The 14491-nt window shown below is 64.2% G+C and carries 15 protein-coding genes; 10 read left to right on the forward strand and 5 right to left on the reverse strand.

All coding sequences use genetic code 11. The annotated features are described in order from the left end of the window. Positions 1-62 precede the first annotated feature (62 nt). Positions 63-1154: an ROK family protein gene (locus LQ566_RS08790; protein WP_231091238.1), complete on the reverse strand. Its 1092-nt coding sequence runs from the start codon at positions 1152-1154 to the stop codon at positions 63-65. 219 nt (positions 1155-1373) lie between these two features. Here LQ566_RS08790 and LQ566_RS08795 point away from each other — a divergent pair, with 219 nt between their 5' ends. The 3 genes from LQ566_RS08795 (at position 1374) to LQ566_RS08805 (ending at position 5112) form a co-directional block, all read left to right on the forward strand. Then, a complete protein-coding gene (locus LQ566_RS08795) occupies positions 1374-2981 on the forward strand; it encodes a beta-N-acetylhexosaminidase (protein WP_231091239.1) in 1608 nt (535 codons plus the stop codon). A 286-nt stretch (positions 2982-3267) separates the two neighbouring features. Then, the gene (locus LQ566_RS08800) at positions 3268-4311 is read left to right on the forward strand and encodes a restriction endonuclease (RefSeq protein WP_231091404.1); all 1044 of its coding nucleotides are present in this window, start codon (positions 3268-3270) and stop codon (positions 4309-4311) included. A gap of 426 nt (positions 4312-4737) precedes the next feature. After that, positions 4738-5112 (forward strand): hypothetical protein, encoded by a 375-nt coding sequence (locus LQ566_RS08805; protein WP_231091240.1) that lies wholly within the window; start codon positions 4738-4740, stop codon positions 5110-5112. 177 nt (positions 5113-5289) lie between these two features. Here the strand turns inward: LQ566_RS08805 and LQ566_RS08810 are convergent, their stop codons facing one another. Beyond that, positions 5290-5703, reverse strand: a complete 414-nt coding sequence (locus tag LQ566_RS08810) for a MerR family transcriptional regulator (protein WP_231091241.1) — start codon at positions 5701-5703, stop codon at positions 5290-5292. Positions 5704-5813: 110 nt separating this feature from the next. Between LQ566_RS08810 and LQ566_RS08815 the strand changes: the two genes are divergently transcribed. Continuing rightward, a complete protein-coding gene (locus LQ566_RS08815; RefSeq protein WP_231091242.1) occupies positions 5814-6755 on the forward strand; it encodes an aromatic alcohol reductase in 942 nt (313 codons plus the stop codon). Positions 6756-7111: 356 nt separating this feature from the next. Here the strand turns inward: LQ566_RS08815 and LQ566_RS08820 are convergent, their stop codons facing one another. After that, positions 7112-7336 (reverse strand): hypothetical protein, encoded by a 225-nt coding sequence (locus LQ566_RS08820; RefSeq protein WP_231091243.1) that lies wholly within the window; start codon positions 7334-7336, stop codon positions 7112-7114. 236 nt (positions 7337-7572) lie between these two features. Here LQ566_RS08820 and LQ566_RS08825 point away from each other — a divergent pair, with 236 nt between their 5' ends. The 5 genes from LQ566_RS08825 to LQ566_RS08845 are packed head-to-tail and all read left to right on the forward strand — an operon-like array spanning position 7573 to position 12316. Beyond that, complete coding sequence (locus tag LQ566_RS08825) at positions 7573-8514, forward strand: ABC transporter substrate-binding protein (RefSeq protein ID WP_231091244.1); 942 nt, start codon at positions 7573-7575, stop codon at positions 8512-8514. A 35-nt stretch (positions 8515-8549) separates the two neighbouring features. Further along, positions 8550-9566 carry a FecCD family ABC transporter permease gene (locus LQ566_RS08830; RefSeq protein WP_231091245.1) on the forward strand — a complete coding sequence of 339 codons (1017 nt, stop codon included), beginning with the start codon at positions 8550-8552 and terminating at the stop codon, positions 9564-9566. Next, positions 9563-10627: a FecCD family ABC transporter permease gene (locus tag LQ566_RS08835; protein WP_231091246.1), complete on the forward strand. Its 1065-nt coding sequence runs from the start codon at positions 9563-9565 to the stop codon at positions 10625-10627. Before LQ566_RS08830 ends, LQ566_RS08835 begins: the two co-directional genes overlap by 4 nt. After that, complete coding sequence (locus tag LQ566_RS08840) at positions 10620-11465, forward strand: ABC transporter ATP-binding protein (protein WP_231091247.1); 846 nt, start codon at positions 10620-10622, stop codon at positions 11463-11465. The genes LQ566_RS08835 and LQ566_RS08840 overlap by 8 nt, the downstream gene beginning before the upstream one ends. A gap of 2 nt (positions 11466-11467) precedes the next feature. Next, positions 11468-12316 (forward strand): siderophore-interacting protein, encoded by an 849-nt coding sequence (locus LQ566_RS08845; RefSeq protein ID WP_231091248.1) that lies wholly within the window; start codon positions 11468-11470, stop codon positions 12314-12316. Between the two features lie 233 nt (positions 12317-12549). Here the strand turns inward: LQ566_RS08845 and LQ566_RS08850 are convergent, their stop codons facing one another. Both LQ566_RS08850 and LQ566_RS17785 read right to left on the reverse strand, forming a co-directional pair. Continuing rightward, positions 12550-13326 carry a hypothetical protein gene (locus LQ566_RS08850; protein ID WP_231091249.1) on the reverse strand — a complete coding sequence of 259 codons (777 nt, stop codon included), beginning with the start codon at positions 13324-13326 and terminating at the stop codon, positions 12550-12552. 170 nt (positions 13327-13496) lie between these two features. Then, positions 13497-13838, reverse strand: coding sequence for a putative antibiotic biosynthesis monooxygenase (locus LQ566_RS17785; protein ID WP_504754695.1), 342 nt, complete (start codon positions 13836-13838; stop codon positions 13497-13499). A gap of 65 nt (positions 13839-13903) precedes the next feature. Here LQ566_RS17785 and LQ566_RS08855 point away from each other — a divergent pair, with 65 nt between their 5' ends. Beyond that, complete coding sequence (locus LQ566_RS08855; protein WP_231091250.1) at positions 13904-14461, forward strand: TetR/AcrR family transcriptional regulator; 558 nt, start codon at positions 13904-13906, stop codon at positions 14459-14461. Positions 14462-14491 lie beyond the last annotated feature (30 nt).

A 14491-nucleotide genomic window follows, 5' to 3' on the forward strand; every position in this document is an offset into this window, starting at 1 on the left:
CAGCGAAGGTTGCTATGAGGACAGATGGTTTTGGTACGTCATGGGGTGCTGCGGTAGGGATGTCAAGACACGCCGAGCTCTGCCGACAGCACTGTTGCTGCCGCCCCGAGCAGCACAAGATCCTCGCCACCGGGTGCCGCCGAGACGGAGACCGTGTCGGCGAGGATCCCGAACACTCGTGTCGACGCGGTCTCCCGCACAGTGTGGAGGAACGAGGACGTCACGACGTCCACTGCACCGGCAATGTAGATGTCGGACACTCCCGTCACGGCGATCATCGGGGCGAGAGCGCGGCCCAGAACGCGTGCTGCACTCTCCAGTGCCGCGGAAGAGCGGGACTCGGTCATCCGGCGTCGAAGATGCGGGACGGACACGACCAGGTCGAGGCAGCCATTCTGCCCACAGGGGCATCGCGGCCCGTTCTCGTCGATGACGATGTGACCAATCTCTCCCGCCAACGAATGCGTTCCCTGGACGAGGGCACCACCGATGATGAGCCCCGCCCCCACGCCTCGATCCAAGGTGATGAGAAGCAGAGAATCTTCGGGCGTCTCCCGGTAGGTGTGCACCGCCAACGCAGCCGCACGCGCATCGTTGATGAGATGGACGGGGCCGGAGTAAGTGCGACGCACATCATCGACAAGCGACTCGTTGCTCCATCCGAAGGCACTACTCACCCGCACGACCTGCTCGTTGGTGACCACACCTTGTGTGCCGATCCCGACCCCCAGCACGGGCGCCGTCGCCATTTCCACCAGCCGGGCCACAAGGTCCGCGACGAGAACCCGCGCCCCCTCCGCGTCTCTGGTTCCCACCTCTGCTTCCGCCCGGTGCAAGACGTGCCCTCGCAGGTTTGTGACTACGCCGACGAACCGTTCCTCATCGGCGATGCTGACGGCGACGATTTGGAATGCAGAATCCCGAAGCGAGAACAACGTGGCGGGCTTCCCCGCCCCCCGGTTGGGTCGCACCCCCATGTCTTCCACAATCCCGTCGACCAGCAACTCGGTGACGAGGTCCGACACGACAACAGGAGACAAACCGTGCTGACGGGCGAGTTCCGCCCGTGTACTCGCGCCGTCCCGGAAAAGCGACTGCAGAAGAACCGTCTTGTTCTGCGCCCTCGTCTTCTCCTGCGACAGCGAGCGGGTCACTCGAAGTTCCCTGATCGGATGGGCAGGAAGTGCCCGTGTCGTGCTGCTCACCACTCACTCCTTCGTTCGCGTGTCACTGAATAAAACACAGATCGGAACTTATTGCAAGCGCCACCAACGCTGGGCACCAGCCAGCTCCCATGTCGATCTGTCGTAATATCTTCAACTAGATACAAATCCGTCGACGCCGACACGACCCCACAGAAAGGACGGACGACAGTGCAGAGCGTGATCCCCCGCCCGAGATCCATGCGCGCCGAACGCGGAGAATTCGTGCTGAGTCCTTTGACGCCTGTGATCGCCGACGACGCCGGCTCCATGGCCGTCGACTGGCTGACCCAATGGCTACCGTTGGGAGCGCCAAGCGCAGTGCCCCAACCGGATCAGGGCTCGATTCACCTGCAGGTTGACGCCTTCCTCGCCCCAGAGCATTACACGCTGACTGTGAGAGACAGTGGCATTAAGATCACAGGGGGCAGCGCCGAAGGTCTGCTCTTTGGAACGACCACGCTCCTGCAGCTCCTCCCCCCGGAGGTCTTCCGAGCGGGACGCGCGAAGCGGGCGTACACGATCCCAGCGGTGACCATTGAGGACGAGCCACGCTTCCCCTGGCGGGGCGTTCTCGTCGACGTTGCACGTCACTTTTTCCCGAAGCACGAACTGCTCCGCCTCATCGACCTGTTCGCCCTGCACAAGATGAACGTTCTGCACCTGCACCTCACGGATGACCAGGGGTGGCGGATGGAAGTTCCCGGGTACCCGCTCCTCACCCAGGTGAGCAGTTGGCGCACCGAGACGCCATTGGGTGCCGGCGAGACCGCCGCCTCTGACGGTCGACCTCATGGCGGTTACTACAGCGACGCCGATCTTCGGGAGATCGTCGCCTACGCCGCGCAGCGTGCGATCACGATCATGCCCGAGATCGACCTCCCTGGGCATGTGCAATCTGTCCTGGCCGCCTACCCCGAGTTCGGGGTCACTGGCTCACCCGTCGCGGTCGGAACCCGGTGGGGAGTCAGCGACCATGTCCTCAATATGGAAGAGGCAACGATCGAGTTCGCGTTCTCCGTCGTCGACCATGTGCTTAGCATCTTCCCCGGCCCCTACATATCCATCGGGGGCGATGAATGCCCCACCACCCAATGGAGCGCAGATGCCCGCACCCAGGAACTCTTAGAGCACCGTGGACTCTCCTCCGTTGAGCAACTGCAAGGCTGGTTCACACAGAAGATCGCCGAGCACGTGCAAGCCCACGGCCGCCGGCTCGTTGGATGGGACGAGCTCCTCGAAACAGACATCTCCACTAGCGTCGCCATCACCGCATGGCGTGGCACACGAGTCGCACGGATCGCCGCGGAACGCGGGCACCACGTGATCGCTGCCCCGACGACAACCACCTACCTCGACTACCGGCAGTCAGAGGACCCGAACGAACCCATCCCCTTCGGATCCGTTGTCGACCTGCACCGCACCTACTCGTTCGAGCCCATCCCCGACGGGCTCTCTCCCGACGCCCACCACTTGATTCTTGGTGGGCAAGCAAACATCTGGACTGAGAATATCGACTCGATTCGCACGCTCGAATACATGGCCTTCCCACGGCTGTGCGCCATCGCCGACGCGCTCTGGCGCGACGGCACCCCCTACTATGACCAGTTCCAAAATGCCCTGTCTGGTCACCTCCAGCGCCTCAAGGCGCTCGGAGTCGAGTATCGGCCCCAACGGGGGCCGCAGCCGTGGCAGACCCGCCCCGATGCAACCGGGCTCCCCCAAACGGCCGAGCAAGACGCGAAACAGATCGAAACCCTCACGGCGGGCATCCGCTAGCTGAGTTCCCTCATGATGTTGTTGACACGATCACCGGTGGGTGAGCGTCTGGATGGAGACGCACAGGCACTCGCGCTCTTCATCCGCACAGCAGTTTCCCGGCCGAAGGGGCCAACTTTGAGTGCCGGCTTTCCGGCGCACTACTCCGTGCTGCATCCAGCGGTTGGACCAGCACCTTGGGACCCAGAGGTCGCGAAGCGCAGGCCCACATGCGGAGCGCTCTCCTACGCGCCACGATCGGACCTGGCTGCCTCGGGCATGCCATGCTCATCATGGGAGGTTGACGATGACATCAGCATGGGTGGTGCGCACCGGGAAGTACGGCGAACGCGACGCATGGGCCTTGGCCGGAGGTATCACGGGTGGTGGTTGGGACGAAATCCCAGACCTGACTCGCTGCCAGTCACGGGGAGACGTTCAGAAGGTCGTCGACGGTGCGCTTCCGAACAGCTCTGCCGCGCTACGGGCGAACTACACCGGCCAACTTTGGGCACTCCGTGGACGCATTGAACCCGGCGACATTATGGCCCTGCCGCTGAAGACGACAGGCGAGGTCGCCATCGGGCGAGTCACTCATGGGTACGCCTATCAGGCCGAGGAGAAAGACCCTAGCCGACGGCATGTCATTCGGGTGGAGTGGACTGTAACCGACCTGCCACGCTCGGCCATCAAGGAAGACCTACGGTTCACGCTGGGAAGCGCACTCACGATCTTCGCGCCCAGCCGCGGGCACGCCGTGGAGCGGCTTGAAGTCCTCATGGCCACTCGTACCGACCCGGGCCAGTTGCCGTACGAACCATCCCCGTCACTGCAGTCAGGGCCAGCGCCGAGCGATGATGTTGACGAGCCGGAGAATGCTCCGAACATCGCTGAGCAAGCACGAGACCAGATACTGACCCACATCTCTGAGACATTCACAGGGCATCAGCTCACAGCCCTCGTTTCAGCCGTGCTCGAAGCGGAAGGTTTCGTCTGCGAGGCATCCACGGGTGGTGCCGATGGTGGCGTCGACATTGTTGCTGGTAGCGGAATCCTGGGCATGGACTCACCGAAGCTCATCGTGCAAGTGAAGTCCGGTGGACAAGTCTCCGATTCCGTCGTTCGCGACTTATTGGGAACAATGCACCACGTCGGCGCCGAGCAGGGCCTTCTCGTGGCATGGGACGGCGTCTCGGGCCCCGCGCGGCAATCGCTGCAGCGTGAGCGTTTTCGCGTCCGCCTATGGAACTCGTTGGATGTCCTCAACGCCGTCCTTCGCACATACGAGAAGCTGCCTGAAGAGATCCGCACAGATCTTCCTCTCCAACGCGTCTGGCTGCTGGCGAAGTAGCGTCGGCACCGCCAGCAGCCGATGACGGCAACCGCACACTTCTTTCCACGGCCCGGCTCAACTCACGCGGTGCGGTGCCCGCGCATGTTGTCGCAGCCTTTGAAGCCCGCCAGCGGCGTGACGACAGTGCGTCGCTTAGGCGTCATGCTCGTCTCCATCCTCTTCCTTGAGTTGGCCTTGTGGGTCATGGAAAAGAATGCAGGGCACGGGCGACCATGAACGTCTCCCGGAACGCCCCGTCCTCCTGATTCAGAACCCGGGGATCGGTCCGCGTGAGCCGACCAGCGTCCATCGCGAGCATGAGGTCCACACCGTCGACCACGGCGACCTCCACGGTCAGTAGCGACTCCCCTCCTATTTGATACTCGTACGACCGCTGGTGCCAGGAGGGAGTCGGGTTATCAGGGCGGGGCTAAGCTGAGGCGCATGTCCGAGGCACACGCCAAAGCACCGCAGACGCGTCACACCGTCAGATTCACCCTGCTGACGGTTGCCGCGTCCGTGGTGTTTCTGGCCGCCGGCGGGACCTTAGCCTGGTGGCACAACTTCCTGCACATGGGACAACAGTGCGGCTACACAAACAGCTGCAACTACGAAATGGGCTACGCCGGGGACATCCTCGGGTGGGTTGCTCCTGTTGCACTTCTCGTCATCATCGTGCTCACCAGCGTGCGCGTCCACAGATCCAACGGCCGAGTATGGATCACCTGGGCAATCGGCTTTGCTTCTCTTGCCGCAGCACATGTCGCCAGCAATCTCATTTCAGGCTCGGCTCTGGGATGGACGCGCTGGCTCCTCTAGGTTTTCGTGCGTGGCGGCTCCGAAGTCGATCCCAACCTCACGCTATGGCGAGCGGCACCGTGTAGTCCGAACAAGGAGATCTCTGAGCCGCGTCGTTGGCGTCAGGCTCTTGCAGGTCGCAGCATCAAGGGCCGACAGTCTGTCGCCGCCCCTCAGGCGGGCCGCGGCCTGTGTAGGTTACTCGGGGGCCTCGGCCAGCGTGCGTAGCACGCCCGTTCGTGGGGCCAGCAGGTCCGCGTGCGCGCTGCGTGCGATGTAATCGATGACCGCATCCCGGCTCTTCTCGAGACACGCGATGCGGCTTTCAACGACCTGCAGCTCACGTGTAAGCTCTATCGCCAAGGCGCGACTACAAGGCTGTGACTCCCGGCCTGGTTCGGGTCGTTCGATACTCAGCACAATCTTGATCATCCGTGTGGAGAGGCCCGCCTCAATGAGAGCGCGGACGCGACGAGCCTGCTCGAGCTGGGCCTCGGAATAGTCGCGATATCCGTTAGGTGACCTAGATGCCTCGATGAGCCCTTGCTGCTCGTAGTAGCGGAGCATACGCGCCGGAGCTCCGACCGCAGCCGCTGCCTCGCTGATCCTCATCTCTTCTGTCCTCCGCCGATGCTCACTTGACCTTGTCAGTAATGTCAAAGTTTACTCTCGAGGGTGTGTCCGGTCTCTCTCGCGTGAGGGGCCGGAGGAAGGAGCACATGATGGGTCAAACGACCTGGAACGGCGTCTCGCGTAACATCCTCATCATTGGGGCAGGGGAACTGGGTATGCCGGTTCTGCGCAGTGTCGTCCGACGAGCAAGGGATGTTCAGGGATCCTCTGTCGACGTATTGCTACGGGGCTCCACCCTCGGCTCCGCGGCGTCGTCGAAACGGCGCGACGTTGCCGAGATCCGCGAACTCGGGATCGGCATTGTCCAGGGGGATCTGGTGGAAAGCACAATCGACGACCTTGCCGAGCTCTTCTCGAACTACGACACCGTTATCGGCTGCACCGGAATCACAGCTGGCCTTGATGCCCCGATGAAGGTCGCACAGGCTGCATTGCTGGCGAAACTCCCGCGATACTTCCCGTGGCAGTTCGGCGTCGACTTCGACGTCATCGGTCGAGGTAGTCCCCAGGATATCTTCGACTCCCAGCTCGACGTGCGAGACCTTCTCCGGTCGCAACATCAGACCGAGTGGGTGATCATCTCTACAGGTATGTTCATGAATTACCTCTTCGAGCCGGGGTCCGGAATGGTCGATCTCCCGAACGACACCGTCATCGCACTCGGGACAGCCGAAACCGCGGTAACGGTGACCACCCCGGAAGACATTGGGGCACTCACCGCGGAGATCCTTTTCGCCGAGCCGCGCATTCAGAATGAGATTGTCTACGTTGCTGGCGACACGATCACCTACGGCCAACTGGCTGAGACCCTAGAGGAGGTACTCGGTCGCCCGTTCAAACTACAGGTATCGTCCGCGCCAGCCCTTATGGCGGAGCTAGCCGCCGATCCCGAAAACATGACTCGAAAGTACCGCGCAGCATTCGCGCTGGGACGCGGCGTCGCCTGGGACAAGGCGGACACTTTCAATGCCCACCATGGTATCTCGACGACAACCCTACGAGAGTGGGTCAAAGCCAACCTCTCCACCTGAGGCTGACGGGGTGGGGCGTTCTGACGCCGCCTGAAACTGGCTCGAGTTGCAGACACTGCCGCCAGCCGCCGAGACGAGCTCGATAGCGACTTGTCGCGGACAACCTCTTGCACTCTCCGTTGAACGCTTGCGCTCGGGGCGTGCACCAGATGCTCGACGGCCTTGCCGTCCGGTCCGCCGAGCGCCCAGTTCACGCGCCACACGGCGTTGCGGGAGTGACTTGCGGCGTGATCGTGGTCGCCCTCCCCGACTGCGGAGCCGTGGTTCTTGTCGGTGTAGTCGAGCGGCGAGAGGCCACCGGTGGCTCCGAGACGGACTCTGCTGGAGCCGTCTGCACCGAACACGTACTGCGTGACCTACTCGTACCAGCCGACCCTCGAAGCAGTTGATAGCTGCCAGTTCTCCGTGCGCGCGACCGCGGGAGACACGAGTTCGCTTGAGTGGTACGCAAGCCCACCATCAACGACTTCTGAGCAGAGCACTTCCCGATTGCGCGTCTTGCCATATGTGCCGTCACCGACGTCGGGGATGTCGGTGGCGAGCCGGTCCCCCAGGCAGGACTCCTTCTCGAGGGTCTTCATCTTGGTTCCTCCGAAGCCTAATTCGGAGATGTCACCCGTCAGGCGCTCGCCCGTGTCGTATCGCACGCGAGCTGCGAGATGGAGCGAGTGGATGATGCTGATTGGCGCTGCACCAGATGGGCCGAGTAGTGCCCTTCATCTGATGATCGTTATACTTAGGTGAGCCTCACCTAAGTATAACGAGTTGGGGCTGTTGCGATTACTGCGCCCTTCCCCGTCTGTTCGAGAGGTTTCATATGCTGTCTTCCACATACCGCAGAGGTCTTCTGGTCGTGTCGGCCACCATTGTGGCGGGACTCCTCCTGGCGGGATGCTCACAAGCTGAGGCAGGGACCACTGAGTCGTCCACTGAGCCGACGGCATCGGGCACGCACAGTGTGGAGCACGCGCGTGGGACGACCGTGGTGCCGGATGATCCGCAGCGCATCGTGGTGCTGGAGCCGGTGCAGCTGGACACTGCCGTGGCTCTGGGTAAGACCCCGGTAGGCGCGGCCGTGGCGAGTAACGTCGCTGGCGTTCCCGCCTACTTGGGCGTCGACGGCGTTGAGGCCGTCGGTACGGTACCTGAGCCTGATCTGGAGGCCATCGCCGCGTTGAAGCCAGACCTCATCCTTGGCACAGAGGCACGCCATTCGAAGCTGTACGCGCAACTGGAAGCCATTGCACCGACTGTGTTCATGGCCACTCAGGCTGATCCGTGGCAGGAGAACGTGGAATTGATCGGCGAGGCCCTCGGTGAGGTCGACGAGACCAAGAAGCTCCTGGCGGGATACAACGACCGGTGCGCGGAGATCGCGGACGAGTTCACCGTGGACGGCAAGACCGCCAACCTCTTGCGTCCGCGAGATGAGACGACCATGAGCTTGTACGGTCCCGTCTCTTTCGCGGGAAGCGCCATCGAGTGCGTCGGACTGACGATTCCCGATCAGGACTGGCAGGACGGACTCCAGGCGGACATCTCTCCAGAGAACATCACCGATGCCAAGGCCGACTACCTGTTCGTGGTGACCTCAGACGTGAATGACACCTCGACCATCCCTGCCGCTATCACGCAGAATCTCGGCGAGTTCCCGTCCGTCACGCTCGTCGACACGAGCTACTGGGTCTCCGGCGTTGGCCCGAAGGGCGGCGCGCTGGTCCTCGACGACCTTGAGAAGTTCCTCGAAGCACAGCAGTGACCTCGCTCCTGGGCGAACGGCACAGCCGTGCCGTCGTGGCGAACTCTGAAACACCGCGAGGCCGAGCACGGCTCGGCCTCGCGGCACTTTTCCTGCTCCTCTTTGTGGCGGTGGTCCTGTCGCTTGCGGTGGGCTCGAACCCGCTGTCTGTGTCCACCGTCGCGGATGTGCTCAGCGGAGGCGGAACATCCGAGGCCCGCTACGTGGTCGTGGAACTGCGCATACCCCGCACCGTCACTGGCCTCCTGGTGGGGGCAGCGCTCGGTGTCTCGGGGGCGCTGATCCAGGCGTTCACCAGGAACCCGCTCGCCGACCCGGGAATCCTGGGGGTGAACGCCGGCGCAGCCTTCGCCGTTGCGGTCGGCGTGGCGTTCTTCGGGCTCCGGGACATCTCGCAGTTCGTATGGCTGGCATTCCTCGGTGCCCTCATCGTCACCGCGGCCGTGTACGTCATCGGCTCCGCCGGCCGGGGCGCCGCGGACCCGATTCGCCTCACTCTCGCCGGCGTGGCACTCGGTGCCGTCTTTTCCGGCATGACGACTGGCATGACTCTCAGCAACCCCGACGCCTTCGATCAGATGCGCTCGTGGAACGCCGGGTCACTGCTGGGACGTGGCTTCGACGTGCTCCTGCCCGCGCTCCCGCTCCTCTTGATCGCGCTGCTGACCGCGCTCGCGCTGGCTCCCGGGCTCAACTCCCTTGCGCTCGGCGACGACGTGGCACAGGCGCAGGGCGCAAACGTCGCCGGGATCAGGATCGGTGTCATCGCCACCGTCACCGTGCTCGCCGGAACCGCGACCGCGATCGCCGGTCCGATCGCGTTCGTGGGTCTCATGGTCCCGCACGTTGCCCGATGGGTGTTCGGCCCTGATCAACGGCGGATCCTTGCCGCGTCCGTCGTCCTAGCACCGGTGATCCTGTTGTTGTCGGACATTCTCGGGCGCATCGTCATCGCCCCGGCGGAAGTCCCCGTCGGCATCATGAGCGCGCTCGTCGGCGCGCCTGTCCTCATCGCGCTAGCACGTCGGCGGAAAGCAAGCACGCTGTCATGACCTCCTCACGCATCGGCGCCCCGCTGGACATGGGCTACCGCCGCACGGTGATCCGCTTCGGACGATCCTCACTGCCGGTGAGACTTCGCAGCGCGATCCTTGCGGTGGCGCTGGTCATCACGATCCTCGTGCTCGGTACCTGGGCGCTCGGACTCGGCAGCTATCCCCTCACACCCACGCAGGTGATCGACGTCCTCCTCGGCGGTGGCGAGCCGCTTGATCGCACCATCGTGTTCGACTGGCGGATGGCGCGGGCACTCGCAGCCATAGTGCTCGGCGCCGTCTTGGGAATTGCTGGCGCGCTCTTCCAGACCGTGACTCGCAATCCTCTGGCAAGCCCCGACATCCTTGGCCTGTCGAACGGGGCTTTCACGGGGATGCTGCTCACCAGCGTCCTGCTCTCCGCGAGCTGGCCGATGATGACGGCAGGTGCAGTCGCCGGGGGTCTTCTCACCGCGGCACTGATCTGGGCGTTCGCTGCTCGGGGTGGGGTACAGGGCTTCCGGCTCATCGTCATCGGGATCGGCGTCGCAGCGATCCTGTCCGCGGTGAACACGTGGATGCTTCTCACCATCGAGCTGGAAACGGCGATGTTCGCGTCCGCCTGGGGAGCCGGGTCGCTCAACGGGGTCACCGCGGCGCCGCTCGTCGGGGCTGTTGCGATCGCCGCGCCACTGACGATGCTGCTGATCGCGCTGACTCCAAGGTTGCGCCAGCTCGATCTCGGTGACGACGTTGCCCAGGTCACCGGTGCAAGGCCATCCATAGTGCGCACGCTCGCGCTGCTGATCGCTGTGGTGCTGGTATCAATCGCCACTGCCGTCGTCGGACCGGTCGCGTTCATCGCCCTCGCCGCCCCACAGATCGCCCGGCGTCTCGCAGGTACACCCTATCTGTCCCTCACACTCTCCGGTCTGGTCGGAGCGACGCTACTGCTCGTCTCCGATCTGGTCGCCCAACACGTCCTCCCGGTCACTGTGCCCGTAGGAGTCGTCACCGTCTCCATCGGAGGCATCTACCTCGTCGCCACCCTCATCCAGGAGATCCGCCGCCGTGCTTGAATCCGCCGACACGACACTGTCTCGAACCTCGACCGCCCCGCGCCTGTCCGCTTCCGGGGTGTCACTGGGCTACGAGGGCAACCCGATCATCTCCGAGCTAGACGTGGAGATTCCCGACGGCTCGTTCACCGTCATCATCGGCCCCAATGCCTGCGGGAAGTCAACCCTGCTTCGCGGGCTCTCCCGGCTGCTCGCACCGCGCGCGGGCCAGATCGTCCTCGACGGGAAAGCGATCCACTCCTACAGTGCCAAGGACGTCGCCCGCAGACTCGGGTTCCTTCCCCAGACGGCGATCGCGCCCGACGCCATCACCGTCGCCGACCTCGTCGCTCGGGGCCGTTATCCACACCAGGGCCTGCTGCGGCAATGGTCCGCCACGGACGAGGCAGCGGTGACGGAGGCACTCGAGGCCACGGCAACGATCTCCCTGTCCGCACGCCGCGTCGATGAGCTCTCCGGAGGACAACGCCAGCGTGTCTGGGTCGCCATGGTGCTGGCCCAGCAGACGGATCTGCTCCTGCTGGATGAGCCAACGACGTATCTCGACATTGCACACCAGGTCGAACTCATGGAGCTGCTCGCACATCTCAACCGGGAAGGTCGCACGATCATCGCCGTCCTTCACGACCTCAACCAGGCGGCGCGCTACGCCGACCACATCATCGCCATGCGTGACGGTGAAATCCTCGCCACGGGGACGCCTGAAGCAGTCGTGACCAGCGAAATGGTAGAGCAGGTGTACGGGTTGCCCAACGTCGTCATCCCAGATCCCATCTCGGGCGGGCCGCTCGTCGTGCCGCGCGGAGGCGCCACCCTCACCCACAAGAACGACCAGTGACGATGACTACGCACCCCTGGGAGTACAGCGCGTTCGCCGTGACCGTGCTGCGCACCGCGCGACTATCCCCCGGCTTCGTCCGCATCACGCTCACCGGCCACGACCTCCGCCACTTCGCACCCTGGGGGCTTGATCAGCGGATCAAGCTCGTGCTCCCCATGCCGGACGGCACCACGGCCGACTTCGGACTCCTTGACCAACCGACACCACACCCGACCCACTGGTACACCCGCTGGAAGGCACTCCCCGAAGACCGCCGGAATGTGCTGCGCACCTACACACCCGCCGCGATCCGCCCCGAAGACCGCGAACTCGACGTCGACGTCTTCATCCACGAGCCGGCCGGTCCCGCCTCACGCTGGGCACTCACCTGCCGCGCCGGCGACGCCCTTGTTATCACCGGTCCCGACATCCGCGCGGGATACACCGGCTACGGCATCCACTACACACCGCCCATGCGCCCCGAGACGATTGTTCTCGTCGGCGACGAGTCCGCCATACCCGCCATGAGGAACATCCTCACTGAGATTCCAGACGGCACTCGCGCACAGGTTTTCGTCGACGTTCGCAACCCCGCAGACAATCTGCTGCCCTCCCCGTCACCGGCCCTACGCATCGAAGTGGTCGACCGGGTCACCTCCGAGCACGACGGACTTGAGGCAGCGATCCGCGCGTGGGGACAGGACGAGGGCGCGGAATGGGTGCGGACCCCCGCTTCCTACGCCTGGATCGCGGGCGAGAAGAACGCCACGACGAGCATCCGCCGCTACCTCACCGCCGAACTCGGCATCGACCGCCGGCAGGTGGCGTTCCTCGCCTACTGGAACAGTGGCGGGCCACTAGCCCCCTGACCTGCCAGCTTGAGACCTAACCGAGCGGAGTCCCTCACAGCCCAGGCTGGTGTTGCCATGCCTCGCGCACAGCAACACCAGGGCGGATCGCGATCTTCGGGTCGCTCTGACGAGATCGCCAACTTATCCCGCTGCTCACGAATCGGCCGTTCTGAACCTACCCTCGCGCCCTGGAGCATTGGTGTCAGCGATTTGGGAAGCAGGAGCCGTCCGCGCGCGCCGGATAGCCATCTCTATCGGCCGCTGTGAGTTCCTGCGTGCAGCCGGATCCCCCCGGCGAGTTCGAGATCTCGTGGGTGAAGCACCGCATCCATGGTCAGTGCCCCGCGCACGTTTGTCAGAACAATGCGTTCGGCGGCAAGGGCGGCCAGACGGCCGGTGGCAACGGACTGTCCGATGCCAGAGACTCCGAGTTTTCGGCCTGTCCGTCGATGCACCGCAGTGACGCTCCACCGCTCCCCGCCAATGTGCGGAGCGCGGTTCAGCAACGGAGCCAGTGAAGGGGCGGTACCGAGCAGCCGGAGCGCAAGCGTCGCGGTCCGGCTGTCCAGGGCGAGCCAGCTGCGCACCTCGACCCCGGAAGGCCGCCCGACGAGGAAGTCGTCAGGAAAGTCGGCTCGTAAGTGCGTCCTCGTGGATCCCGTCGCCGTGCTGAGGCGTCGGGACGACCGGAAGTTCAGGATCGCATGAGCTTCCGGAGCCGCGTATAGAGGTGCACCGACAAGGCCCGCGGTCCACCGCAGTGCCGCCGCCCCGTGCGACTCCCCGGCTCCGAGCATCACGGCCACGTCGATCTCGTCACCGGGCTGGGGATCGAGGGCGCGGACAAGGACGGTGCTCGCTCCAGGCGCGATCCCGGCGCCGAGGAGCACGGAACCTCCGTGGGGAACACTGGCCGACAGTCGCCCCAAATGGGCGCTGCTTGCAGAGACGTCGACCAGTGGCGTCAATCCGACCGCTTGCTGGATATCCTCCACCTCTAGCCCGCTGAGGTCGAGCACGATGTCCATGTGCCGAGCTTCCTCGGCCAGGACCTGGAGTCCAGCCCGGGTGGTCGCGTCGATGACGATTCCTCTCGGGTGAGGGCGGCGGCCAGCTGAACGGGCCTCGTGCCCACGCTCTCGCAGCGCGGCGACCGCAGCCATTCCCACGGCTCCGCGACCACCCAACACGAGCGCTTTCACTGTCGAGCTCCATGTCCAGGCGCGGAACCATCGTCCGGATCGGCGGAGCACATCGAAGGGGAAGTCGCGGCTATGCCCGCGGGGCCGGAGGCAGGGCACGACGCGTCGATCACGGCGGCTGGAGTGCCCCTCAGTCGCTGCACCGCCCGAGCGAGCAGGGGCACTGCCCAGAAGACCGCAAGCGGCACGACAATCGTGATCACCAAGGCGGTCCTCACTGCATCCGGCCAGCCGACGGTCACCGGGGCGATGAGAGCCGACACCCCGAGGACAAGAGGGAGGATCACCGCCCACGTCACCAGGGCCTGCACAGGTCGGGGCAGCGGTCGCATGAGCATCTCCAAACGTTCAGTTGGATTTACGCTAACACATTCCAACCGTTCAGTTGGACTAGGATCAGATGATGGCTTGGGATACAGCGGAGACTCGCCGGAAGCTTCTTACCTCCGCGACCGAACATTTCGCGCGGTCAGGGTTCGCTGGGGCTCGCGTCGATGCGATCGCGCGCGATGCCGGCGTCAACAAAGAACGGATCTATCAGTACTTCGGCGACAAAGCCGGCCTCTTTGCTGCGGTACTCGACGCTGAAGTCAACCGACTACTCGACGGGATCGACCTCTCGGGCCGTGGCGGTGCCGCACTCGGCGCTCTTGCAGGCGATCTGCACGATCGCGCGAGCGAGCACCCCGAACTCACACGCCTCCTACTCTGGGAGAGTCTCGAGCTCGACGGACCCGTCTCAGCGGAATCGCGTGCCGTCGGTTGCAGCCGGATGGTTGCAGCCATCGAGCAGGCCGCTCCGAGGAGTACCGGCGGGTCCGCTGCGGAAACGCTGCTGAGCATCATCGCCATCGCCTTCGCCGACTCCTGCCTCCCACACCTCACCTCACTCATCACCCCGAATTCATCACGAGAAGCCCGTCGAGCTGCGGTCGTATACCAGGCCTCCACCCTCGCGTAGACGTGACCTGCACGAGAAGGCGCAGTTACT

This window comes from Microbacterium nymphoidis (assembly GCF_021044885.1).
GTDB classification, from domain to species: domain Bacteria; phylum Actinomycetota; class Actinomycetes; order Actinomycetales; family Microbacteriaceae; genus Microbacterium; species Microbacterium nymphoidis.

Excerpts from the sequence above, each read along its gene's own strand:
- LQ566_RS08815 (WP_231091242.1), top strand. The coding sequence starts at position 5,814 with ATGGGTCAAACGACCTGGAACGGCGTCTCGCGTAACATCCTCATCATT.
- LQ566_RS08805 (WP_231091240.1), top strand. The coding sequence starts at position 4,738 with ATGTCCGAGGCACACGCCAAAGCACCGCAGACGCGTCACACCGTCAGA.
- LQ566_RS08825 (WP_231091244.1), top strand. The coding sequence starts at position 7,573 with ATGCTGTCTTCCACATACCGCAGAGGTCTTCTGGTCGTGTCGGCCACC.
- LQ566_RS08855 (WP_231091250.1), top strand. The coding sequence starts at position 13,904 with ATGGCTTGGGATACAGCGGAGACTCGCCGGAAGCTTCTTACCTCCGCG.
- LQ566_RS08835 (WP_231091246.1), top strand. The coding sequence starts at position 9,563 with ATGACCTCCTCACGCATCGGCGCCCCGCTGGACATGGGCTACCGCCGC.
- LQ566_RS17785 (WP_504754695.1), bottom strand. The coding sequence starts at position 13,838 with ATGCTCATGCGACCGCTGCCCCGACCTGTGCAGGCCCTGGTGACGTGG.
- LQ566_RS08800 (WP_231091404.1), top strand. The coding sequence starts at position 3,268 with ATGACATCAGCATGGGTGGTGCGCACCGGGAAGTACGGCGAACGCGAC.
- LQ566_RS08820 (WP_231091243.1), bottom strand. The coding sequence starts at position 7,336 with ATGAAGACCCTCGAGAAGGAGTCCTGCCTGGGGGACCGGCTCGCCACC.
- LQ566_RS08810 (WP_231091241.1), bottom strand. The coding sequence starts at position 5,703 with ATGAGGATCAGCGAGGCAGCGGCTGCGGTCGGAGCTCCGGCGCGTATG.
- LQ566_RS08850 (WP_231091249.1), bottom strand. The coding sequence starts at position 13,326 with ATGGACATCGTGCTCGACCTCAGCGGGCTAGAGGTGGAGGATATCCAG.
- LQ566_RS08845 (WP_231091248.1), top strand. The coding sequence starts at position 11,468 with ATGACTACGCACCCCTGGGAGTACAGCGCGTTCGCCGTGACCGTGCTG.